Raw genomic sequence first — 23,498 nt, forward strand, 5'->3', positions numbered from 1 at the left:
TTTATTCCTCAATTTCTGATTGTATTAAACATTAATGTTGATTACTTTAAGTATTTGCGTTTTTTGACCCCTTTATTTATTCTTTATTTTTTAGTTTTTGATAAAAAATTTTTTAACAATATAGATTCAAATTTGTCCTATTTGTTTTCAATTAAATTAATTAAATTTTATTTATTGATCTCAATTTTGACCATTTTAACTTCTTTGTTTTTATTTAATGCTGTATTTTCATTTAGAAATATTGTAAATATAATTTTATTAGTTACACCAGTATTTTATTTTATTTTTATTTCTGTTAAACTTAATTCTATTCAAATAAATAAACTATTAAAATTTCTTTTTTGGTTGAATTTTTTTATTTACTTATTTTCTTTAATATCGTCTGGAGTTTCTTTTAGTTCATTAATTGATTCAATTTTTAGTTTTGATTTTGTTAATTCAGATGTAGATACGGAGAGTACTTCTTCATTATATTTTTGTTTTTTTGTTTTGTTTTTTTTATCTAAGAAAAATTATAAATTATTCTTTTTTGCGCTTTTTTTAACAGTTATTGGAGGAAAGAGAATAGCTATATTGGCTTCGCTATTTTCCTCTTTCGTTTATCTCTTATTGATTAATTATAAGATTCTTTTAAATTATTTGAATTCCAATTTGTTCAAATATATTTTTAGTTTTCTTCTTTTGATATGTGGTAATTTATGGTTTCTTCTTTATTCAGGTTATTTTGATAATGTTATTCAAGATTATACGGGCTTAAGTTCAAATGCTTTTTTTATGGGACGATTATCAATTGCCGGTGAATTTTTTAATTATAAACCTGATGAGTTTGATTTTTTTTTAGGGTATGGAGTAGGTTATGTTGATAATGTGTTGTATAATTTTGCTAATGTTGAAAGGTTGTTTCATAATGATTTTCTTAGATTTATCCTTGAGTTTGGTTCTTTTTTCTTTTTTATTTGGGTTTTTATTCATTTGAAGTTTATTACAATTTCACCACTCGCTTTTTCTAATTTTATTCTTATTTTGGTTTTGATGCAAACTGATAATGTCTTTCTATATGAAATAGCTATGTATATATTTTATTCTATTCTTTCATATTCACTTATTTTATATAAAAAATAACTTTAATGGTTGCTCCAATTTGTTTATTTGTCTATAATAGATTTAATAATGTTGTTTCTTTATTAGATTCTTTGAAAGGAAATTATTTAAGTAATGAATCAGATCTTTTTGTTTTTTCAGATGGTCCCAAATCTTCTTCCGATATAGAATCAATTGATTTGATTCGTAAATATTTGTCAAATATTAACGGGTTTAAGAGTGTTTTTGTTATTGAAAGAAAAAATAATTTAGGTTTAGCAAAATCTATTATTTCTGGTGTCTCTGAAGTAATCTCTAAATATGGTTCTGCTATAGTTTTGGAAGACGATTTAATTCTATCTAATAATTTTCTTGTTTTCATGAATCAAGCTTTAGTGAATTATAATTCCAATAAATTAGTTTGTTCTATTTCTGGTTATCGACCCAATTTCCAAATTAATGAATCTTTTCCATTTGATGCGTTTTTTTCTCATCGTGTAACATCTTGGGGATGGGCTACATGGAAGGATCGATGGAATAAAGTAGATTGGGATTTTAAAAATGTTTATATAAAAGATGAGGTTAATGTTAAATTATATGGTGATGATCTAAAATCGCTGATTTCTAAGCAACTAAATGAAGATATCGATTCTTGGGCGATTCGTTGGTTTTATTTTCATTTGTTGAATAACTTATATGCTATAGTGCCAAAAATTTCTAAAGTTAGAAATGTTGGTTTTGGGGATTGTGCAACTCATACTAAATTGCAAAGTAGTTTTTTCGACTCAATATTGGATCTTTCCGAAAATACATTTTTTTTATTTCCGTCTGCATTCGATATTGATAATAAAGTTTTGTCTAGAAAGCATATTAATCATTATAGTTACATGAATAAGATTTATCATAGATGTATATCGATGATAAGCCGAGTTATAAAATATAAATAATTACGTTTTTAATTTTATAAATTTAATATTATGAAAATTGGTCTTTGGGGGTCTTATGATAAAGGCAACTTTGGTGATGATTTAATGGCCTTTATGATTTCTACTTATCTTAAGAATCTGGGTAACGATGTTATCTTATATTCTTCTACAAAGGAATTGGAAATTGAATGTTCTTGTTATTCTGTAAATGATATTGATTCATTTGTAAATCAATCAGATATTGTTGTGATTGGTGGTGGTGGTATGTTAATTAATAATTCTGTTCTCAGATTTATTGCAAAAAAAGTTGCATTTGATTTTGAAGTTTCTTTTTTTAACCTTCTTAGAGCAATAGTTAAGTACAATAAAAAGCTAGTATGTATTTCTATTGGTGGTGATGGTTCTACTTATTTAAATAATCCTTTTAAAAGACGTTTATTTAATAACCCTATTTGTTTAGGGGGGACTGTAAGGTTGGAATCTGATTTAAATACTGTTGATTCTAATTTGTTTTCATTCATTCCGGACATTGTTCTACAAACTCCAAATTTTTTTGATTTTAATGATAATTTAAAATCTGCTCCAAAAAAGAGAATTGTTCTAAATTTGAAACAAGGAAGTGAAAAATTTCTTGATAATTTTCTTTCCGATTATAGTCAGACTTTTGAAATTATAACTTTTGGAAGCCATTTGCCAAATTCGGGTAATGACTATGAGCTTGTTTCTAATACTAATCACTATGTTTTTAATAATTTAAAAGAAACTGTATGTTTTCTCTCTCAGGCTGATTTTATTATATCTTCGAAACTTCATGTTGGTGTTACTGGTTTGTCCTTTGGTGTTCCTTTTATTAGTTATAGAGGTCCTGGAAAGGCTGTTGAATTTTTAAAAAGTTCCAATTTAGATACTTATGTTTGTAATGACTTTGCACAAGTAGACAATTGTTTAAATTCGCATGATCCAGATTTTTATTCTTCTTTTTCTAATTATATATATGAAAGTTCAAAGCATTTTGATGTATTAAAGAATTTGATTAGTAATTAAAAATCTTATAGTTTTGAGAATTTTATTTATTCATGTTTTCTATACAGTTCGTGGTGGTGAGGACAGTGTATTTGAACAAGAACTAAAACTTGTAAAGTCTTCGAATTTTGAAGTAGAATCTGTAAGTCTTTTTAATTCTCACGGATTTCGGGGGATTTTTGATTTTATTATGTCTATATCGAATCCTTTTGCTTGGAGAAAAATTTATAGGAGGATTAAGATTTTTAAACCTGATATTGTTCATTTTCACAATATTCATTTTGCGATAGGTCCATTAGTTTTGCGGAAGCTTTCAAAATTGGGTTTTCCTATAGTTATGACCCTTCATAATTATCGTTTGATTTGTCCTTCTGCTACACTGTTTAATAAGGGAACAATTTTTTTAGATAGTATGTATTCACGTTTTCATTGGAGTGCTATTTTGAATAGAGTATATAAAAATTCCGTACTATTGACTTTTTGGCTTACATTTGTTAATTATTATCACAGACAAATTGGATCTTGGGATAAGGTCGATCGTTATATAGTTTTAACTCCTTTTGCAAAAAGTTTGTTCGCAAATTCATCTTTTAGTCTCAAAAAGGAAAAAATGGTTATTAAACCTAATTTTGTTGAAAGACCTATTGCTTATTTGAAGAGAAGGTCTTCTTCCTTTTTATTTATTGGACGTCTTAGTGAAGAGAAGGGTATAGATTTACTTTTAGATGCATTTATATTAAGTGGATATCCTATTCGCATAGGTGGAGATGGGCCTCTTAGAGAAAAAGTCTTAAATATATCTCGTAGCTATCCAAATATTTTATTTCTAGGGCGCTTGAGCTTGGAAGAAGTTAAGACTGAGATGGAATCTTGTACTGCTTTAATATTTCCATCTATTTGGTTTGAAGGAATGCCCATGACAATAATTGAAGCATTTTCATTGAGTACACCAGTAATAGCTAATAAACTTGGTGCAATGGAATCAATGATTGAAGATGGAGTAAATGGATTACATTTTTCCCAAACAGTCGATGATTTAATTTCTAAGACCTCTTATTGGAATAGTCTTACTGAAAATGATAGGATTAACTTCGGCAAAGAGGCTCTTACTAGTTATGAGAAAATTTATACTCCTGAAAAAAATTTGCAGATGTTATTGTCCATTTATGAATCAATACTAGATGAACGCAAAAAAAAGAGTAATTAGTTTAGAAGTTACTTCTCAGCCTTACTTCAAGTTTTTAGAAGATTCTATTAATCTGGCACTTGGTTTTGTTTCTTCTTATGTATGTGTAGCAAATGTTCATATGTTGGTTGAAGCTAGTCAAGATGCGGGTTTTTCGAAAATAGTGAATGGAGCTGATCTAGTAACTCCAGATGGAGTTCCTCTTGCTAAAAGTATTAAATTTTTTTACGGAGTATCTCAAGATAGAGTAGCTGGGATGGATTTACTACCAGATTTGCTTAAATCATCAGAGGAAAGGGGAATTAAGGTTTTTTTCTTTGGGGGAACAGATTCTATGCTTGACTTAACACGTAAGTTTTGCGCCAAAGTTTATCCAAGTTTGGATGTTGTTGGCATGATTAGCCCTCCTTTTAGAGCTATCTCTTATAAAGAAGAGGAATCTTACATTAGAAAAATAAATTCAAGCGGAGCCGGTTTTGTTTTTGTAGCATTGGGATGCCCAAAACAAGAGAAATGGATGGCAGCTATGAAAGGACGTATCAATGCTTGTATGATTGGGATCGGTGGCGCATTACCTGTAATGATAGGGATGCAGAAGCGTGCCCCGAAATGGATGCAGGAAGCAGGTTTAGAATGGTTATTTAGGTTGTCTCAAGAACCGAAACGATTGTTTAGTCGATATTTCATAACCAACAGTGTTTTCCTTTTTCTCTTTCTACGGGAATGGTTTAAAATCAAAGTATTAAGATATAATTAATAATATGAAAATATCCAAAATCTGTTGCATTGGCGCAGGATACGTTGGTGGGCCGACCATGGCGGTAATAGCGCAAAAATGTCCTGATATCAAAGTAACTGTCGTCGATATCAATGAAGCTCGAATTGCCGCTTGGAATGATGAAAATTTCGATGATTTACCAGTCTATGAACCTGGATTAGATCGGGTAGTGGCAGAGACTAGAGGAAGAAATTTATTTTTTTCTACCAAGGTGGATGAGGCCATACAAGAAGCTGAAATGATATTTATTTCTGTCAATACTCCCACCAAGACCTATGGAGAAGGAAAAGGACAGGCTGCGGATCTAAAATGGATAGAGCTATGTGCCAGACAAATTGCTGCTGCATCTAACACAGATAAGATTGTTGTAGAAAAATCTACTCTCCCTGTACGTACTGCTGAGGCTGTCAAAGATATATTGTCTAATACTGGAGGAGGAGTGAAGTTCCAGATTCTTTCAAATCCTGAATTCTTGGCTGAAGGCACAGCTGTAGAAGATCTGCAGCAGGCAGATAGAGTGCTTATTGGAGGTGAAAATTCTCCAGAAGGCAAGGAAGCTATTCAGGCTTTGGTGGATATTTACGCACATTGGATCCCAAAAGAAAAAATCTTAACTACCAATGTATGGTCCTCTGAGCTTTCTAAGCTCACAGCCAATGCAGTATTAGCTCAACGGGTTTCTTCTATCAATGCATTATCTGAGCTATGCGAAGTGACGGAAGCAGATATTGATGAGGTATCACGTGCAATAGGAGCAGACAGCCGTATTGGTGGTAAATTCTTAAAAGCATCGGTTGGATTTGGAGGTTCTTGCTTTCAAAAGGATATCCTAAACCTAGTTTATATCAGTAGATCCTATGGTTTGACTGAGGTAGCTGATTATTGGGAGCAGGTGATCAAAATGAATGATCATCAAAAAGGTAGATTTGCCAAGAAAATAATCAAGTCCTTGTATAATACGGTGAGTGGAAAGAAAATCGCATTCTTAGGATGGGCTTTTAAAAAGGATACCAATGATACCAGGGAATCAGCATCCATCTATGTTGCAGACCATTTGCTTAATGAAAATGCGAATATCCATGTATTTGACCCGAAAGTAAAGGCCAATCAGATGTACGCAGATCTGGATTACTTGAACACCCGGAGTCCTGAAGCCAATAAAGAGTTGCTATATGTAGAATCAGATCCTTATGAGGCCTGTAAGGAAGCGCATGCTGTGGCTGTTCTGACTGAGTGGGATGAGTTCAAGGGATATGACTGGCAAAAAATCTATGATTCCATGCTGAAACCCGCTCAGGTCTTTGATGGAAGAAATATCTTAGACCATGAAGCTTTGAGGAAAATTGGCTTTAGGGTTTATGCTATTGGTAAATCCTAAAGAATTTAATTGAATATGTTCTAAAAAGCCTCCTATTAAGGAGGCTTTTTCAGTTTAATTTAGAGCAAATATATAAGAGATAAATTCATTGAAAAATTTGGCTGTTTATTGTCAATTGAAGAAAATGAATCTATTGATGGATTTGAAACTAAGAAATTATAATTCAGTGATTGTGTTAGACCCACTGAGCTTTTTAAAAGTAGGTTCTTGAAGCTGTTTGAATAATTTAGAAATACAGAATTATCTACCCAAGGTTTTACATCTAATCCAGCTGTATTTGCATACTCGTAGAAGTTGGGATGATTTTCAAAACTTTCTACTTTGATTGACATCTCTTTCAAGCCTTTATATAAGCCTACTTTTAATAAATAGGAATTCCCACTTATTCCTGTATTGCTACCCAGCAATTGTCCCTCATTCGTCCATCCATGTTTTACCTGAAAATTGTCAAAGGATCCCAATCCACTATTGCTAGATCCTTGTGCATTGGGCCACCTTATAATATTATTGATGCTAAATTGGGACTGGGTGATTTCAGCTTGGATACCCAATTGATAGTTATTAGGAAGTAAAAGGTATTTGCTAAAGCCTAGTTGAAATGCACGACTATGCTCGGGGTTTAGAATTAAATCTCTCCACTTGAGGGGGTGGTCATTTCTTGAAAATTCAAAGTAGATCTCAGTTTTGGCTGCGGGGTTTACCCATCGGGAAAATATACTTACATTTTGATCTTGTCTCAAATCCCTGCTTTCTATGAGTCCTTCTTCTTCTTTTTGGAATGGAGCAAATAGGGGGAAGAAAGCTGTAAAATTATCTTCCATATCTTCTCGATAAATCTGAAAACCTCTAGTACCTCCTAATGAAAAACCTGGAATCCATTTTGGGCTATAAGAGATTGTCAAACCTGTAAAATATCTCCAGCTATCCTCTTCCTTCTCTCCAAAGATTGCTTGATGCGCCCCATCAGAATAGAGGCTTAGGTTGGAAGACTTTAACTGACCTGCCCAATAGATTCCCTCAAAATTCCCTAAAAAGGTTTTGAGCGGTTTGGTGCTTTGCACTCTGAAATGATTAAAACCTGGGGCATTATCACTTAAAATCAAAGAAGTAAACTGTCCTGGACCGGACCAGAGATTCTCTGAAGATACTCCCACAAAGATACCTCCTAAATAAGCTCCGAGATGGGAGTTGCCCAGATTAATGCTAGAGATAGAATTGTTGCCAAACCTTGTTGGCTTATCTATTCCAAAAACGCTTCTTCTTAAATGTCTGAAATATTCAATAGAGGCATCTTCGGGGTATTCCTCAAAATTCTTGTTTTGTGCAAAATGAAAATTGGGATTAAATTGAATTGATAATTTCCCGAATTTTAAATGAAAGCCTGCAGATACTAAGGTCTGTAATCCTACATTGGACAGCATTTCAGAATTCTCCCATCCATCAGGCATGCTAGAATTATAAGTTGAAGTAAATTGTAAAGGGATTGGAGAAAGGATTAAATTTCCCTTTTGATTTTTTAAAGGAGAAATTTTAGGATTGTATCGAGATACGGAATCTTGAAGATAGGCGGATTCAAAATTTGTAAGAGATTTAAATGGGGCTAAGGGTCTGATATTAAAGGTTATATCTCTGCTGATGTTTCCAATTACCTGTTCTCTTCTTAAGTACTCGTATTGCTGACTAAATGATAACGGAAGGTTTTGAGAAAAGGCCGAAATGCTACAAAAAGTAAAAAGAACAAGTAGGGTGAAGTTTCTCATACGTATATTGCCGGTGACACAATTAATTGCATAAAAAAAGCATTTCAAAGAAATGCTTCATAGTCTAAAATTAATCAATTTATCTTAGTGGGCATTCTCATTATCTGTCAGAACAGAAACTATGGTCATGCCTATAATTTTTAAATCAAATACAGGAGACCAATTTTTGATATAATACATATCCAGTTTGTAGCGGAAATACATCCCATTATTAATTTCAGTCTCTCCTCTATAACCTTTAGCCTGTGCCAAGCCTGTAATGCCAGGCTTCATTAAATGACGATTTTTATAGCCTTCGATTTGCTTGGCGCATTGATCATTTTGTACATGGATATGAGGCCTTGGCCCTACGCAGGACATATTTCCATAAATTACATTGAGTAATTGAGGAAGTTCATCAAGACTCGTCTTTCTAAGTATTCGTCCTACTTTGGTTATTCTAGGATCGTTTCTGGTAGCCTGCTTCAGGTTTGCATCCTTGTTCACAACCATTGTTCTGAATTTATAACAATGAAATGTGGTATTGTTGATCCCTTCTCTTGGTTGTCTAAAGAATACTGGTCCTTTAGAATCCAGTTTAATAGCAATTGCAATCAGTGGAAATAGCCACCAACCAAATACCAGCATAAAGAAAAAAGACAAAAACAAATCTGTCATTCTTTTAATGGTAAGGTTTTTCCAATTGTATTTATCGGAAAATAAACTTTCATTTAAATCCTGATCTCGTAGATTTTTCTCTAAATGAAAACCTACTTCCCCAATATTATTTCGAAAATCGTCTATCATGGTGGTTTTTTGTTAAAAAAAATCCTTGGTTGGTTAATTTTGGGTTCTGTAAAGGTCTCTACTTTTGCAAAAAAATCAAAGAAAGGCTATGTTTTTTTACAAATACATAAAATTGTATTTTATGAAAGATTATTTTTCATTTTCTAATTTTTTGATTTAAAGACTAAGTTTTTTTAGTCAAAATCCTACATTTGCTGTAATGATTGGACAACTTTTTGCGTTGCGTGCTATATGAACTTTGATGTTACCATGACCACAATTTTTGCATTTCTTACTGCTTTGTCTGTTGGAATTTCGATTTTCCCTGTTTTGATTAAAGTTTTTTCAAAATTCAACTACGCCGATATCCCAGGGGGAAGGAAGATTCATCAAGATCTTATCCCTTCCATGGGAGGAATTGGTTTTGTAGTTGCTGCCTTGCTTTCCTTTATTATTTGGAACTGGCCACTTTCCCCGCTTTCGCTTAGGTATTTGGTAGGTGGGATTGTCTTGGTGTTTTTTGTAGGCCTTCGAGATGATATGGTAGAATTAAGAGCCAGCCATAAATTGTTGGGCCAGCTTGTTGCAGTCCTGTTAGTAGTAATAGCTTCCGACATCCGCATCAAAAACCTGCATGGCTTTCTCGGTTTAGAAGAACTTCCTTTATATATTTCTTATGCCTTTTCAGCTTTTGTAATGCTTGCTTTGACAAATGCCTTTAATTTGATTGACGGCTTAGATGGTTTGGCAGGGACTATGGCAGTGATTGTCTTTTCATTTTTGGGCTGTTGGTTTATGATGCAGGGTCTGGATAGCTTTGCGATCCTTTCTTTTACTTTTTTGGCTGGAGTATTGGCATTTCTGGTGTTCAACTGGCACCCTGCAAAAATATTTATGGGCGATACAGGTTCCTTGACATTGGGCTTTACCATGGGAGCCTTGATAATAGCCTTTATGGAGTACAACGTCGCTTTACCAACAGGTACTGCTTGGAAATTTGAAGCTGTGTTTTCTACTGGAGTAGCCTTGATGATGTTTCCTCTTTATGATATGGCTAGAGTATTCTATCGCCGAATTAGAAGAGGACAAGGACCTATGACTCCAGATAAAAGCCATGTCCATCATTTTCTGATGAGAATGGGACTGAAACATAATCAGGTAGCGCTAATTTTGGGAGGGGTTCAACTGTCCTTTATTGTATTGGTCCTGATTTTGAAAAACTATTCTGATAACATAGTACTGCCAGTAATTTCGGTGTTGGCTATTTCTCTAGGTTTGTGGCTGGATTTGGTGGCTGTCAAAAAAGTCAAAAAGAAAGTAGCAAAATTGCCGAAGGTACTAGACGTCCATGCCAATGGATCTACAAAAAGGGCCAAAATCAAAATGGATCTCAAAAAAATCACCGACTCTAAGGTGAATATGAATTGAGAGGAATAGAATAAAGAAGTTAGAGTCAAGAACCTAGATTATAGGATGAAAGATTTTAATCTACTATACTTGACAGTATTTTTTGAATTACGGTTGCAATAACGTCTTCTGAACACTATCACTTCCAAACTCCTGTCTTCCGTCCTCGGTCGCCCGTCTCCGAGAAAAAAAATCTTTTGATAGGAAGTGGCATAATTTACTTTCAGACTTCTGACTTTAAATTTCAGACTTATATCCACATCCAACAGTCATTTTTTTAGGTATTTACCAGCTAATTCTAGCTTCTGGAAAGAACTTAATTTTGCTTTTTTCTAAATAGGTGCTAAGTTGAGGGCTGTAAGTGTTTATCCACCCACTATGGCTTACCAATATCCACTCTCTGCACCGATATTTGAGGGGAATGAAATGATCTATTCCCAGCAAGCCATTCAATCTGGCCAGTTGGCCACAGCAGGAGAATTTATCCCACAATTTGAAAGCCTCCTAGGAAAGAAACTAAAAACCCATCAAGTGGTAGCGCTCAATTCCGGCACTAGTTCCATCCATTTGGCAATGGTACTGATGGGGATTACAGCTGGTGATGAGGTGATCTGTCAGTCTTTTACCTTTTGTGCCTCTGCCAATCCCATTATCTATTTGGGGGCAAAACCCGTTTTTGTAGACAGTGAAAGCGATACCTATAATATGTCGCCGGAACTTCTAGAAGATGCAATTTTGGATAGAATTGCCCATGGGAAAAAGCCCAAGGCTATCGTAGTCGTTCATCTTTTTGGAATGCCTGCCAAAATGCGTGAAATCATGGAGATTTCTCGGAAATATCAAATCCCTGTGTTGGAGGATGCTGCAGAAGCTGTGGGAAGTCATATTGATGGCAAAGCTTGCGGTACTTTTGGGGATTTGGGAGTTTTCTCTTTTAATGGAAATAAAATCGTTTCTGCCGGTGGGGGTGGGGCTCTGATTGCCAATGACACGGCAATTGTAGAGAAAGCTCGATATCTATCTACCCAAGCCCGGGAGGATTTACCGTATTATCAGCACTTGGAGATCGGCTACAATTATAAGATGAATAACCTCTCCGCTGCTATAGGTTTAGCGCAAATGGAGCAATTGGAAAAGTGGGTCGAAAAGCGAAGACTGATCAATGAAACGTATAGAAAACTAATTGGAGCTATTCCAGGTATTACATTTCAAAATGAACCTGAAGGGGCATTTTCCAATTATTGGCTCAGCACCATCTTGATCGATGAGACTGTTACAGGATTTTCAAATGATCGCCTACGCATAGCATTGATGAAAAACGGGGCCGAAACTCGCTTTCTTTGGAAACCGCTTCATCTCCAGCCTGTATATCGGGAGATCAAGTTTTTTGGAGGAGATACTTCGCGTAAGCTTTTTAAAAAGGGGATATGCCTACCAAGTTCTGCAAGTTTAACTTTGGAAGATCAGGAGAAAATCGTGGGAGTAATCATTCAAGAGCTTGCCAAAACATTCTAAGAAGTGCTTTATCGAATTTTTGGTAAGAGGCTAATGGATTTGCTCTTAGCTTCCTTGTTGTTTTTACTTCTTTTCCCTCTTTTTATTCTGCTTTATTGCTGTCTTGGCATTCATTTTCGGGGCAATCCTATTTTTAGACAAGAAAGGCCTGGGAAAAATTCCAAAGTATTTGAAATTCTGAAATTTCAGACGATGCAAGATCGTCTTGATAGCATGGGACAGCTTCTTCCTGATTCTGAAAGAATAACCAAGGTGGGACATTGGGTAAGGAAGTTTTCTCTGGATGAAATTCCTCAGCTACTCAATGTCATCAAAGGGGATATGAGTCTGGTAGGACCCAGACCTCTTTTGCCGGAATATTTGGAGCTTTATTCTGCTGAGCAATTGAGAAGACAGGAAGTTAGACCGGGTGTGACAGGCCTGGCTCAGGTAAATGGCAGAAATACCATTTCTTGGGAGGAGAAATTTATGTTTGATGTGCGCTATGTAGACAGCTACTCTTTTTTGCTAGACTGGAAAATATTGCTAGTCACTTTCTTCAATGTGATTCGGGGAAAAGGCGTGTCCCAGCAAGGCCATGTGAGTATGGGGAAGTTTACCGGAAATCATTGAATAACAAGAATTTTTCATTCTCTTAACTGTTTAATTATAAATTTGTTATACTTTTGGTTCTAGGAAATCAACAAGATTGAGACTTGTCAATGGAATGAATTGACAATTTCTCATGTCTAAGAAATGACAGAATATAATTGGATTGAGGGGAAAATAACCTTAGGATGTTTGGTTTAACTTCACGAAAAAGCTTATTTTGCATCATAGATGATTGTTTGGCATATCTTTTAAATACTTCTATTTGAAACAATTTCTACTATGAATTTTTTGTCACGGTTAAAGATCCTTCCTAGATGGATCATTGCCTCACTTGATGCGCTGATACTTTTCCAGTGTGCCTTATTCGGCTATCTGGTGCGTTTCAATTTTGAGCTGGCCTTGATCGAGCAGTATGATGCAGTTGCGGGGTCTTTCACATTTATGGTAGGGGGACTTTTGGTGATGCAAAATACCCGGAGCTATGAAGGTATAGTTCGGCATACAGGCTTTAAAGACGGTTCTAATATTTTCAAAACCGTTCTCATCAATTTTATCCTTTTCCTTTTCCTCAACTTCTTTCATGGCAACTTCCTGAATGATCGTTTCTTATTGCCGACTTCGGTGTTGATCATTGCCAGCTTATCTGCCATGTTTATGCTGATATTTTATCGCTTGCTGGTCAAGGAACTGTTTGTCTATCTTAGAAATGGCTTTATCGCCCGAGAGCTGAAAAATGTAGTCATTTTTGGTGCAGGCGAATCTGGAATTATTGCTCAGGAAGCGATTAAGGGAGACTCTAAGAGTTATTTCAATACGGTTGCCTTTTTGGATGACGATCCGAAAAAAGAAGGAAAGATCATTTCAGGTATTCGCATTTACGAGGGAATTGGAGATCTGGAGAGATTGTCCAAGCAATTTGAGATCAAAGAATTAATTATCTCCGTTCGGGATATTTCAGTGCAGAGAAAAAGGGAAATCATTGATGAATGTCTTCGTCTCAAAATCTCTGTTTCCATCGTTCCTCCTGTGGATCAATGGATCAATGGTGGTTTGACAGCAGGCGCTATCCGAGAAATTAAAATTGAGGATTTGCTTTCCAGAGAGCAGATTCAGCTGGATAATCCTAGGATTCAGGAAGACCTGATGAACAAGGTGGTGTTAGTCACAGGTGCAGCAGGTTCGATTGGGTCGGAACTGTGCCGACAGATATCTCATTATCAGCCCAAGCTGCTGGTCATGCTGGATATCGCTGAATCGGCATTGTATGATATAGAAAATGAATTCAGGGAAAGTTTTTCTGCTTGTCCCATTAAGATTATTCTGGGTGATGTCCGCAATAAAAAGAAGATGAAAGAAGTCTTCAGGGCATTCAAACCACAAGTGGTATTCCATGCGGCAGCTTACAAACATGTGCCGATGATGGAGAACTATCCAGAAGAGGCTATTCAATCCAATGTTTTGGGCACCAAAATTCTTGCAGACCTTTCAGTACTCTCTCAGGTGGATAAATTTGTCTTTGTTTCTACCGACAAGGCCGTCAACCCTACCAATGTGATGGGAGCAAGTAAAAGAGCTGCAGAAATGTATGTGCAGGCTTTGAATGAATATTTGGAAGTAAACCATAAAAAATATCACACCAAATTCATCACGACCCGCTTTGGAAATGTTTTGGGATCCAATGGTTCCGTTATACCTCTTTTCAAAAAGCAGATTTTGCATGGAGGTCCTATTACAGTAACTCATCCGGAGATTACCCGATTTTTTATGACTATTCCCGAGGCTTGTCAGCTGGTACTGGAAGCTGCAGTAATGGGACATGGAGGAGAGATATATGTCTTTGATATGGGAGAACCGGTCAAAATCTTAGATCTGGCAAATAAAATGATCCAGCTTTCCGGAAAGAAAGTAGATGAGGATATCAAGGTCATTTTTACAGGACTGAGAGAAGGAGAAAAATTGTATGAGGAACTGCTGAATGATTTTGAAACGGTGAAAATCACGCATCACCCTAAAATAAAAATTGCTCAAGTAGTGCCGGCAGCCTACCATAAAATCGACGGGCAAGTAGAGCTTTTCCAGGAGCTGATTCAAAAGCAATCCGAAAATGAAATAGTCGCACACTTAAAGACCATTGTTCCTGAATTTATTTCCAATTCCTCCCGCTTCGAGGTGCTTGATAGACTGAACTAAGTTTGTATCAAATAGCAAGTAACAGAAATCAAGATTTTTTTTAGTGAGAACCTGGCTGTAGGTGGAGTAACTGAACTATCTCTCATGGATTTCTAATCAATGACAATTGACCTTGGCACTACTTACCGCTTACTGTTTACACATAAAAGGCTTCATGAAAATTTTTACCTTCTAAAGAGAGAATAGGAGGCATTGAGAATACTCGTATCTTTATGAGGATTTAAGGATAAATACCTTACTATGAAAAAAACACTCACACTGCAGCTCAGCCCAGAAGAGGCTTATGATGCTGAACTTTTTAAAAAAGTTGCCCTAAAAAAAGCGGGTATTAATCCTGAAACTGAAAAAGTCTATGTTCGTCAGACCCGTAGGTCCATAGATGCAAGATCTAGACAGGTCAAAATCAATGTAGAAGCAGAACTTTTTGTGCAGGAATCTCCCAATCCTTTGATCGAAAAGTCAAAAGAATACAATTCCGTAGCCAATGCTGACCCAATTATTATCGTAGGAGCTGGTCCTGCAGGGCTATTTGCTGCATTGAGAGCTATTGAATTGGGAGTGAAGCCGATAGTCTTGGAGCGCGGCAAAGATGTCAAAACGCGAAGACGGGATCTTGCAGCTATCAACAAGGAGCATGTGGTCAACCCTGATTCGAATTACTGTTTTGGAGAAGGAGGGGCTGGTACGTATTCAGATGGCAAGCTCTACACTCGTTCGAAAAAACGAGGGGATGTCCGAAGAATCATGGAGATCTTGGTAGCCCATGGTGCTACGGAAGAAATTTTGGTGGATGCCCATCCTCATATCGGTACTAATAAACTTCCCGTTTTGGTCACAGAACTCCGGGAAAGTATTCTAGAGGCTGGAGGGGAAGTATTGTTTGACACAAGAGTCCAGGATTTTGTTCTTGAGCAAAATGAGATCAAGGGCGTGGTGACTCAAGATGGTGAGAGAATCCTAGGGATGGGAGTGGTCCTGGCTACTGGTCATTCGGCGCGGGATATTTTTCATCTGCTGCATCGAAAGAAAATAGAGATCGAAGCCAAGCCTTTTGCTTTGGGAGTACGGATAGAGCATTCGCAAAACTTAATCGATCAAATCCAATATCATTGCAGTACGGATCGAGGACCTTATTTGCCTGCTTCTTCTTATGCTTTGGTAAGCCAAACTCAGTTTGCAGGAAAACAGCGCGGGGTTTTTAGTTTTTGTATGTGTCCGGGTGGATTTATTGTGCCTGCAGCTACGTCTCCCGGAGAGCTGGTAGTCAATGGGATGAGTCCCAGTCGTAGGGATGGTAAGTTTGCCAATTCGGGAATGGTCGTTGCCGTGGAGTTGGAAGATTTGCCTCATTATAGTCAATTTGGACCCCTTGCGGCGATGGAGTTTCAGGCAGAAATTGAGCGAAATGCCTGGCTAGTGGGTGGTAAATCCCAAGTAGCTCCTGCTCAGAAAATGATGGATTTTGTGAATAGAAAGACCAGTTCCACAGTTTTGGATACTTCCTATCAACCTGGGCTGGAAGCCTCCTCCATGGATGAGTTTTTGCCGGATTTTATAGCAGAGCGTATGCGGATGGCTTTCCGGGTTTTTGGGCAAAAAATGAAAGGCTACCTGACCAATGATGCCCAGTTGATCGGAGTAGAGAGTAGGTCTTCTTCTCCAGTGCGTATTCCTCGGGATAGGGAGTCTTTTGAGCATTCTCAAATCAAAAGATTATATCCATGTGGAGAAGGTGCTGGCTATGCCGGTGGCATCGTTTCGGCTGCAATGGATGGAGAGCGATGTGCCGAGAAGCTAATCGCTTCCTATGTGCACAAGTAATGTTCTGACCATTGCTGTCAATTTTGACAGGGTATAGCAGCATTTGTTAACTTGCCATATGGAATTTGCAATAGTGGATATAGAAACGACGGGCGGTAATTTTGGCAATGCTGGAATCACCGAAATAGCGATCGTTATTCATGACGGCAATTCCATCGTAGCCGAATACGAGACACTGATTAATCCAGAGCAAGAAATACCAGGCTATATCACTGGCTTGACAGGCATAGATAATCAACTGGTAGCGAATGCCCCTGTATTCGATGAAGTGGCAGAGGAAATTTTTAACTTGCTGGACGGGAGAGTTTTTATTGCCCATTCTGTCAATTTTGATTTTGGATTTGTAAGGCGATTCTTGTCAGAGGCAGGCTACGAACTCAAATCCTCGAAGCTTTGCACTGTCAAGCTTTCCCGCCAAGCTTTTCCCGGACAGAGATCGTATAGCTTGGGCAGAATCTGTGAGCATCTCAAAATTCCGATTTTGGCTCGACATAGAGCGATGGGAGATGCCAAAGCTACTGCTATTTTATTTGATCAAATCATGCAGATGCAGCCGGAGTTGATTCATTCATCTTTGAAAAGGAATTCTGGAGAAGCATTTTTGCCCCCCAATTTCTCATTGAAGCAGTACAGAGAAATTCCTGCCGAATGCGGTGTCTATTATATGCTGGATGAAAAGGGCAAAACCATTTATGTCGGAAAGGCTTTGAATATCCGAGATCGCTTCAAGGGACATTTTTCAGGACAAAGTCATCCTCAACTCAAGCAGCAACTGAAGGCAGAGGTGCATAGCTTGACCTGGAAGTTGACCGGGACAGAATTTATGGCTTTGCTCTTGGAAGCAATAGAAATCAAAAGGATCTGGCCCAAGTACAATGCAGCCATGAAATTGCCTCGAGCATTGTGGGGCTTGTTTACCTATCAGGATGGCAATGGCTACACACGCTTCCAAGTAGGCAAGGTGACCAAATCTTTACAGGCACTAGAGACATTTTTTTCAGCAGCCGAAGCAAAGGAGTTTTTGAAGCACGGAATTTTGCAGTATGAGCTTTGCTCCAAACTTTGTGGTATCAGGAAAGTAAACTGTGATATCGTGCAGGATGCTTCCTGTCATGGAGCTTGTCACCAAACTGAGTCAGCAGAAGTTTATAATCTTCGAGCTCAGGATTTTGTCAAAAAGATCAAAGAAAGTAAAGGGGCGATACGATTAGAATTGGATGGGAGAGAAGCAGGAGAGCGAGCTGTTTGTATTTTTGAAGCCGGGATGCTCCGGGAATATGGCTTTGTGCAGGAGGAAGATGATGCATTGGAGCTAGTCAAACCTTATCCAGAGACTGCCTACATTTTAAGACAATATTTTCATCAATTTACTGCGGACCAGATTCAAGTCCTTTCACCTAGAAGCAAAAATTCAGAGGTATTGAGCTTTGGGTTCTAATTATTTCGCCCCGTTGGGGCTCTTTTCTGATCTAGTGATTGTAATTCTCATTTTTAAAACATTCGTGAATACAAGGATCATGACGGTACAACGCGGCAAATCCCCCTTGGAAGGGGGCATGGAGGATGTGTAAATCCATCTAGGACAAAACAATCCGTGAAGACACGGATCTGGACGGAGAGTTTAAACCTTTTCCTTCTGACTACTGCGACTGATCCCGATAGCTATTGGGACTGACTACTATCTCATCTTTCATACTTTAGCTTTCAGATTTCACTTCCAATCACTCTTTAGCTTGCTATACTCCGGCAACTGAGTAGAACCTTCGCATTGATTACTTGGTCCAAATCAATGGAATCTAATTTTTTTACCATGGGTTCCGTCTTTGATTTTATCGGGAAGACACCCACGGCTAATACATTTTCGTCACGTTGGAGCTCTTTTCTGATCTAGTGATTGTAATTCTCATTTTTAAAATATTCGTGAATACAAGGATCATGACGCTACAACGCAACAAATCCCCCTTCGAAGGGGGCATGGGGGATGTGTAAATCCATCTAGTACAAAAACAATCCGTGAAGACACGGGTCTGGGCGGAGAGTTTAAACTTTTCCCTGCTGACTACTGCTACTGATCATGATAGCTATCGGGACTGACCACTGATCACTGAAAAACTACTTCTGATACGTCACACGGTATATACAGCCTGCCATATCATCTGAAATTAGCAGACTACCATCTGGGAGTTCCTGCACATCTACCGGTCTTCCCCAAACTTCCTGGCTTGCATCATCCAGCCAACCGCTTACTAAGCTGTCTTCGCCTGTAGCTTCTCCATTGGCATTGATGGAGACAGTGACTACTTCATAGCCTGATTTTTTACTTCGGTTCCAAGAGCCATGTTTGGCGATCACAGCCTGGTTTTGAAAAGTTTCTGGAAACATTTCCCCTTCATAAAAGCGCATTCCCAATGGAGCCACATGAGCTCCCAGCTTCGCTACCGGCTTGATATATTCGTCGGCTGATTTTCCTTTGTCTCCAAATTCTGGATCTTTGACAGTGCCAGCATGCCAATACGGATACCCAAAATGTTGTCCTGCCTCGGTTACTCTATTGAGTTCACAGTCTGGAATATCGTCTCCCATCATATCCCGGCCATTGTCCGTAAACCATAATTCCCCAGTCTCGGGATTCCAGTCAAATCCAACGGAATTTCTCACTCCATGCGCATAGATCTCAGGTTGCGGGTTGGCCTGATTCACATCCAAGCGTGTAATGGAGGCGAATATCTCATTTTCTTCCTTACAGATATTACATGGCGCTCCTACTGGCACATACAGCATGCCGTCTGGTCCAAAGGAAATGAATTTCCACCCATGATGAGACTCAGTGGGATACCCATCATAGACCACTTCATAGGTTGGGTTTCCGAGACTATTTTCTATGTCTTTGAATCGGATGATACGACTCAACTCTGCCACATACAGGTCGCCGTCTTTATAAGCGACGCCATTGGGCATGTCGAGATCTTCAGCCAATGTGAATTTGAAATCAGCTTTTCCATCTGCATTTTCATCCACGAGGGCATAGACATTATTTTCCTGCCGATTTCCTACAAAGACAATTCCCTTGTCAGAAATAGCCAAAGATCGAGCATTGGGTACATCTGCCGCCCAGACATCAATTTGAAAACCTGCGGGAAGAGTTAATTTGTCAAGCTGAACCTCAGCGCTTGCAGTGGAAATGTCCTGTTTATTGGGAGCATCTGGGCTTTTAAATTCGCTCAAACTTCCTTTTTGCTGGCAGCCAGCACTGATACTACCGAGAGTCAATGCGGCCAATAAACTAATTTTAGAGAGTGATTTCATGGTGTATTTTTGAAAAGATTGACATAATCGGATAAGCTTAAACCCATCCTGTTTGATGCGTTTTTATATTCTGGTGTATTTCTCAAAATCAATGATCATATATCCGGTATCCAGACCATCCAACAAAGGATGCTAAGCAAGTGGTTCATTAAATCCGCATGATGCATTAGAAAATCTGCTTCGGACCTTTCCGCCGCGTTGGACAAAATCAGATACTACGCTTTACTTTTCGCTCTCCCCATAGCGATGCTATGCAGCTATAAAGTGACTGATTTTCTTGCAGCTTGACTCCTTCCCGATATACGTCGGGACAGACAGCTACGAATCCAATGCAAAATCCGGGTTGAAGCTTAGACATAAAAGATAATTCTTTTCAGATTGTTTTTAAACCTGTCCTCAATAAACGGTCGTTTCCTTATTTTTGCGCCATGCTATCCATTTCCAACCTTTCTTACTTTATCGGCGGTCGAGCCCTTTATGAAAATGCCAATCTCCACATCAAACCCAAAGACAAAATCGGTTTGGTGGGGCAAAATGGAACGGGAAAGTCTACGCTTCTAAAGATCATCAGTGGGGATTATCAGCCCAGCAGTGGTGAAGTGCAAAAAGCGAAAGACTGTACGATTGGCTTTCTTAATCAGGATTTGCTTTCCTATCAGTCAGATGACAGTATTTTGAATGTCGCACTGGAGGCTTTCAAAGAAACACTGGCCTTGCAGGATCAGATCGATGAGGTTTTGAAGCAGATGGAAACGGACCATTCGGAAGAGATCATCAATAAACTGGCTCATCTCCAAGATCGCTTTGAAGCTCATGAAGGCTATACCATCAAAGCCAAAGCTGAGGAGGTATTGGAAGGAATTGGATTCAAAACGGAGGATTTACAAAAGCCCTTGCGTCAATTTTCAGGTGGCTGGAGAATGCGGGTCATGCTGGCAAAACTGCTTTTGGAAAAACCTTCTCTTTTGATGCTGGATGAGCCTACCAACCACCTGGATCTACCCTCTATCCAATGGGTAGAAAACTACCTCAAAACCTATGAAGGGGCAGTGATCGTAGTATCTCACGATCAGACTTTTCTGGATAATTGCATCTCCAGCACCGTGGAGGTCGCCAATCACAGCCTGACGCTCTATGCTGGTAATTATTCTTTCTACAAAGAAGAGAAAAAGGAGAGAATGGAAATCCAGCAAAATGCTTATGAAAATCAGCAGCAGATGATCAAGCAAACGGAGCGCTTTATCGAGCGCTTTCGTGCCAAAGCTTCCAAGTCCAACCAGGTGCAGTCCCGTATCAAAGCTCTGGATAGGATGGACCGGGTACACGAGGTAGTGGATGATGAGGTGACAGTGAACTTCAAGTTTAAGTTTTCTCAGAAATCCGGAAGGGATGTAGTCACACTGGAGCAGGTAGGCAAGTCTTATGGCGATTTGAAAATTCTCCAAAATACCACAGCCCGTATCGAGCGTGGGGATAAAATTGCCCTGATCGGAGCCAATGGAAAAGGGAAGTCCACTCTTCTGCGTATCATAGACGGATCAGAGAAAATCACAGGAAGTAGAACAGAGGGATATAATGTCATCAAAGCTTTTTTTGCCCAACATCAGTTGGAGGCATTGACTTTGGATAATGAGATCATCCAGGAAATGACACAGGCTGGGAGTGCCAAGACCGAAACTGAGTTGAGGAATGTCCTGGGTTGCTTTTTGTTTACCAATGATGATGTGTTCAAAAAGATCAAAGTTCTCTCTGGAGGAGAAAAATCAAGAGTTGCATTGGCGAAAACCTTGATTTCAGAGGCTAATTTTTTGCTTTTGGATGAGCCTACCAACCACCTTGACTTTCAGTCTGTCAATATTTTGATTCAGGCTTTGCAGCAGTATGAGGGTACATTCATCACGGTGTCGCACGACAGGCATTTTATCCGAGGCGTCGCCAATAAAATCTGGTACATAGAAGATCATCAGATCAAAGAGTACCCAGGATCGTATGAAGAATATGAATTTTGGAGAAGCCAGCAAGCAGATGAGCCAAGCAAGCCAAAAGAAAAAGAGGTCAAAAAGGAGGAAAAGAAGCCGAGATCTGTGAATGACCCCGAGGTGCAGCAAGCTAAGAAGGAATTGAAGAAGCTCGAGTTTCAGCTTTCCAAATTGGAAGAAGAAGTAGAAAAGCTGGAAGGGAAACAAGCTAAGTTGGAAACAGAACTGGCTGATCCGGCTCTTTACTCTGATGAATCCAAAGCACAATCAGTTCAAGACAATTACCAAACTGTCAAATCCCAACTGGATCAGAAAAATGGAGAGTGGGAAGAGCTGGTGGACAAGATTTCAGAATTGCAGGAAGTGATCGCCTGATCTCTGTGGCTCATGTAACAAATCCTCTCTTCTAAAGCAGGAGAGAATGGAGGGATATGCTTTCGGTTTTGCAAATTTCTGTGCCTTTTTGCCTATTTTCAGCCATGAAGTATTTGATTCTTTTTGTGTGCCTGAATACAGTTTTTGGCTTTGGTAATTTGATTAGGTCTCAGACTTTGGAAGATAAAGTCTATATGGATCACATCCAGTCTGTACGTTTGTATCCGGTAGGAGAGCAGTATGATGATCAATTGAATGCACCGACTGTTTCTATTCGGGACCAAAGCTCACTGATGCTTTTGTTTGACGATTTGGCGTACGAACCCCAATTGTACACTGCAAAGTTGATTCATTGTGATGCGGATTGGCAAAAGTCTCAACTTAAGGACAATGATTTCCTGCTTTCTTTCAATGAATTCAATGTGCAGGACTTTGATTATTCTTCCAATACGAGGATTCCATTTATTCATTACTTTTTTGAAATACCCAAAGTGACCAAATCCGGTAACTATGTGATCAAAGTATATGCAGATCGGGATGAAGAAAAAGTGATTTTGACGAGGAAGTTTATGGTGTATGAGGAATTGTTTGCTGTGGGCGCATCTCTCGTGCCTCCTACCCAAAGTGCCGAAAGACAGACAAGTCAGCAGCTCAATGTGGTAGTCAATTATTCTCAGGGAGAAGTCACCAATCCTCAAGCGCAGATCCGTGTAGTCATGCGTCAAAATCAGCGTTGGGATAATGCTAAGTTTCTAGAGAAGCCTACATTCTTGAATGAGGCTACGAAAACCATGCGTTTTGAGAATTTTGATGGAGAAAATACATTTCAGGCAGGAAATGAATTTCGTTTTGTAGATCTGAGGTTTATGCGTGCCACAGGAGTCAATGTCGCTTCTGTGGAGGTATTGCCGGATGTGATCTATGCCAAAGCTCAAGTAGATACGCCACGCCCTAGCTCGCCCTATTCTCAATATTTAGATCTTAATGGGCAATATTTGGTCTATACAAATGATAGATTAGGTGGAGCCCCTGAGATAGAAAGTGAGTACATGTTGACTACGTTCTACTTTGCGATCCCTCAGCAGAGCGAGCCGGTTTATATTTTGGGTTCCATGACCGCTTGGGGGAAAAGCCCTGAGGCAAGATTGGTCTGGAATACTGATCTCAAAGTGTATGAGACGACCCTGCTACTCAAACAAGGCTGGTATGATTATCAGTATGGAGTCAAGAAAGGGGAGGTGTTTGAGACCTTGAGTTTTGAAGGAAGTCACTTCGAAACTGAAAATGAATACGAGGTTTTGGTTTATTACAGGGCCTTGGGGTCTCGCTATGATCAATTGGTTGGATACGTGTATTTGCATCCCAATCGACGAAGGCTCTAAAAAAAAAAACTCCCCGATCTGTACCGGGGAGTTATT

Annotated in this window: 18 protein-coding genes; 14 read left to right on the top strand and 4 right to left on the bottom strand. The window is 38.5% G+C overall.

Features of this window, described 5'->3' with window-relative positions; all coding sequences use genetic code 11:
- Positions 1 to 141: 141 nt before the first annotated feature.
- Genes G460_RS0120570 through G460_RS0120595 form a run of 6 tightly spaced genes read left to right on the top strand, consistent with a single transcriptional unit; the run spans position 142 to position 6,371 of the window.
- Positions 142 to 1,122, top strand: a complete 981-nt coding sequence (locus tag G460_RS0120570; RefSeq protein ID WP_157366991.1) for a hypothetical protein — start codon at positions 142 to 144, stop codon at positions 1,120 to 1,122.
- A gap of 5 nt (positions 1,123 to 1,127) precedes the next feature.
- Positions 1,128 to 2,027 carry a glycosyltransferase family protein gene (locus tag G460_RS0120575; RefSeq protein WP_026957101.1) on the top strand — a complete coding sequence of 300 codons (900 nt, stop codon included), beginning with the start codon at positions 1,128 to 1,130 and terminating at the stop codon, positions 2,025 to 2,027.
- 30 nt (positions 2,028 to 2,057) lie between these two features.
- Positions 2,058 to 3,050 carry a polysaccharide pyruvyl transferase family protein gene (locus tag G460_RS0120580; RefSeq protein ID WP_026957102.1) on the top strand — a complete coding sequence of 331 codons (993 nt, stop codon included), beginning with the start codon at positions 2,058 to 2,060 and terminating at the stop codon, positions 3,048 to 3,050.
- Between the two features lie 13 nt (positions 3,051 to 3,063).
- A complete protein-coding gene (locus G460_RS0120585) occupies positions 3,064 to 4,236 on the top strand; it encodes a glycosyltransferase (protein ID WP_026957103.1) in 1,173 nt (390 codons plus the stop codon).
- A complete protein-coding gene (locus G460_RS0120590; protein WP_026957104.1) occupies positions 4,211 to 4,972 on the top strand; it encodes a WecB/TagA/CpsF family glycosyltransferase in 762 nt (253 codons plus the stop codon). Before G460_RS0120585 ends, G460_RS0120590 begins: the two co-directional genes overlap by 26 nt.
- A gap of 4 nt (positions 4,973 to 4,976) precedes the next feature.
- Positions 4,977 to 6,371 carry a UDP-glucose 6-dehydrogenase gene (locus G460_RS0120595; RefSeq protein WP_026957105.1) on the top strand — a complete coding sequence of 465 codons (1,395 nt, stop codon included), beginning with the start codon at positions 4,977 to 4,979 and terminating at the stop codon, positions 6,369 to 6,371.
- Between the two features lie 59 nt (positions 6,372 to 6,430).
- Here the strand turns inward: G460_RS0120595 and G460_RS22400 are convergent, their stop codons facing one another.
- Both G460_RS22400 and G460_RS22405 read right to left on the bottom strand, forming a co-directional pair.
- Positions 6,431 to 8,131 (bottom strand): capsule assembly Wzi family protein, encoded by a 1,701-nt coding sequence (locus tag G460_RS22400; RefSeq protein ID WP_051316166.1) that lies wholly within the window; start codon positions 8,129 to 8,131, stop codon positions 6,431 to 6,433.
- 84 nt (positions 8,132 to 8,215) lie between these two features.
- On the bottom strand, positions 8,216 to 8,917 hold the full coding sequence (locus tag G460_RS22405) for a sugar transferase (RefSeq protein ID WP_051316167.1): 702 nt from the start codon (positions 8,915 to 8,917) through the stop codon (positions 8,216 to 8,218).
- A 249-nt stretch (positions 8,918 to 9,166) separates the two neighbouring features.
- Between G460_RS22405 and G460_RS0120615 the strand changes: the two genes are divergently transcribed.
- From G460_RS0120615 to G460_RS22410, 6 genes are all read left to right on the top strand, one after another.
- Positions 9,167 to 10,324 (top strand): MraY family glycosyltransferase, encoded by a 1,158-nt coding sequence (locus tag G460_RS0120615; RefSeq protein WP_026957106.1) that lies wholly within the window; start codon positions 9,167 to 9,169, stop codon positions 10,322 to 10,324.
- Positions 10,325 to 10,681: 357 nt separating this feature from the next.
- The gene (locus G460_RS0120620) at positions 10,682 to 11,818 is read left to right on the top strand and encodes an aminotransferase class I/II-fold pyridoxal phosphate-dependent enzyme (RefSeq protein WP_035464915.1); all 1,137 of its coding nucleotides are present in this window, start codon (positions 10,682 to 10,684) and stop codon (positions 11,816 to 11,818) included.
- 33 nt (positions 11,819 to 11,851) lie between these two features.
- Positions 11,852 to 12,430: a sugar transferase gene (locus G460_RS0120625; RefSeq protein ID WP_035464837.1), complete on the top strand. Its 579-nt coding sequence runs from the start codon at positions 11,852 to 11,854 to the stop codon at positions 12,428 to 12,430.
- Between the two features lie 258 nt (positions 12,431 to 12,688).
- Complete coding sequence (locus G460_RS0120630; RefSeq protein ID WP_026957109.1) at positions 12,689 to 14,599, top strand: polysaccharide biosynthesis protein; 1,911 nt, start codon at positions 12,689 to 12,691, stop codon at positions 14,597 to 14,599.
- Between the two features lie 240 nt (positions 14,600 to 14,839).
- Entirely contained in the window at positions 14,840 to 16,420 is a 1,581-nt protein-coding gene (locus tag G460_RS0120635) for an NAD(P)/FAD-dependent oxidoreductase (protein WP_026957110.1), read from the top strand.
- Positions 16,421 to 16,478: 58 nt separating this feature from the next.
- A complete protein-coding gene (locus G460_RS22410; protein ID WP_084421476.1) occupies positions 16,479 to 17,858 on the top strand; it encodes an exonuclease domain-containing protein in 1,380 nt (459 codons plus the stop codon).
- Positions 17,859 to 18,532: 674 nt separating this feature from the next.
- On the opposite strand, the gene G460_RS0120645 is transcribed toward G460_RS22410, so the two are convergent.
- Entirely contained in the window at positions 18,533 to 19,726 is a 1,194-nt protein-coding gene (locus G460_RS0120645; protein ID WP_026957111.1) for a PQQ-dependent sugar dehydrogenase, read from the bottom strand.
- A 208-nt stretch (positions 19,727 to 19,934) separates the two neighbouring features.
- Positions 19,935 to 20,084, bottom strand: a complete 150-nt coding sequence (locus G460_RS23265) for a hypothetical protein (RefSeq protein ID WP_157366992.1) — start codon at positions 20,082 to 20,084, stop codon at positions 19,935 to 19,937.
- A gap of 70 nt (positions 20,085 to 20,154) precedes the next feature.
- On the opposite strand from G460_RS23265, the gene G460_RS0120650 reads away from it, so the two are divergent.
- Together G460_RS0120650 and G460_RS0120655 are read left to right on the top strand one after the other, a co-directional pair.
- Positions 20,155 to 22,080: an ABC-F family ATP-binding cassette domain-containing protein gene (locus G460_RS0120650; protein WP_026957112.1), complete on the top strand. Its 1,926-nt coding sequence runs from the start codon at positions 20,155 to 20,157 to the stop codon at positions 22,078 to 22,080.
- A 104-nt stretch (positions 22,081 to 22,184) separates the two neighbouring features.
- Entirely contained in the window at positions 22,185 to 23,462 is a 1,278-nt protein-coding gene (locus G460_RS0120655; RefSeq protein WP_026957113.1) for a type IX secretion system plug protein, read from the top strand.
- The last annotated feature ends 36 nt before the right edge of the window (positions 23,463 to 23,498 follow it).

Origin of the sequence: Algoriphagus vanfongensis DSM 17529 (assembly GCF_000429465.1) — a bacterium.
GTDB classification, from domain to species: Bacteria; Bacteroidota; Bacteroidia; order Cytophagales; family Cyclobacteriaceae; genus Algoriphagus; species Algoriphagus vanfongensis.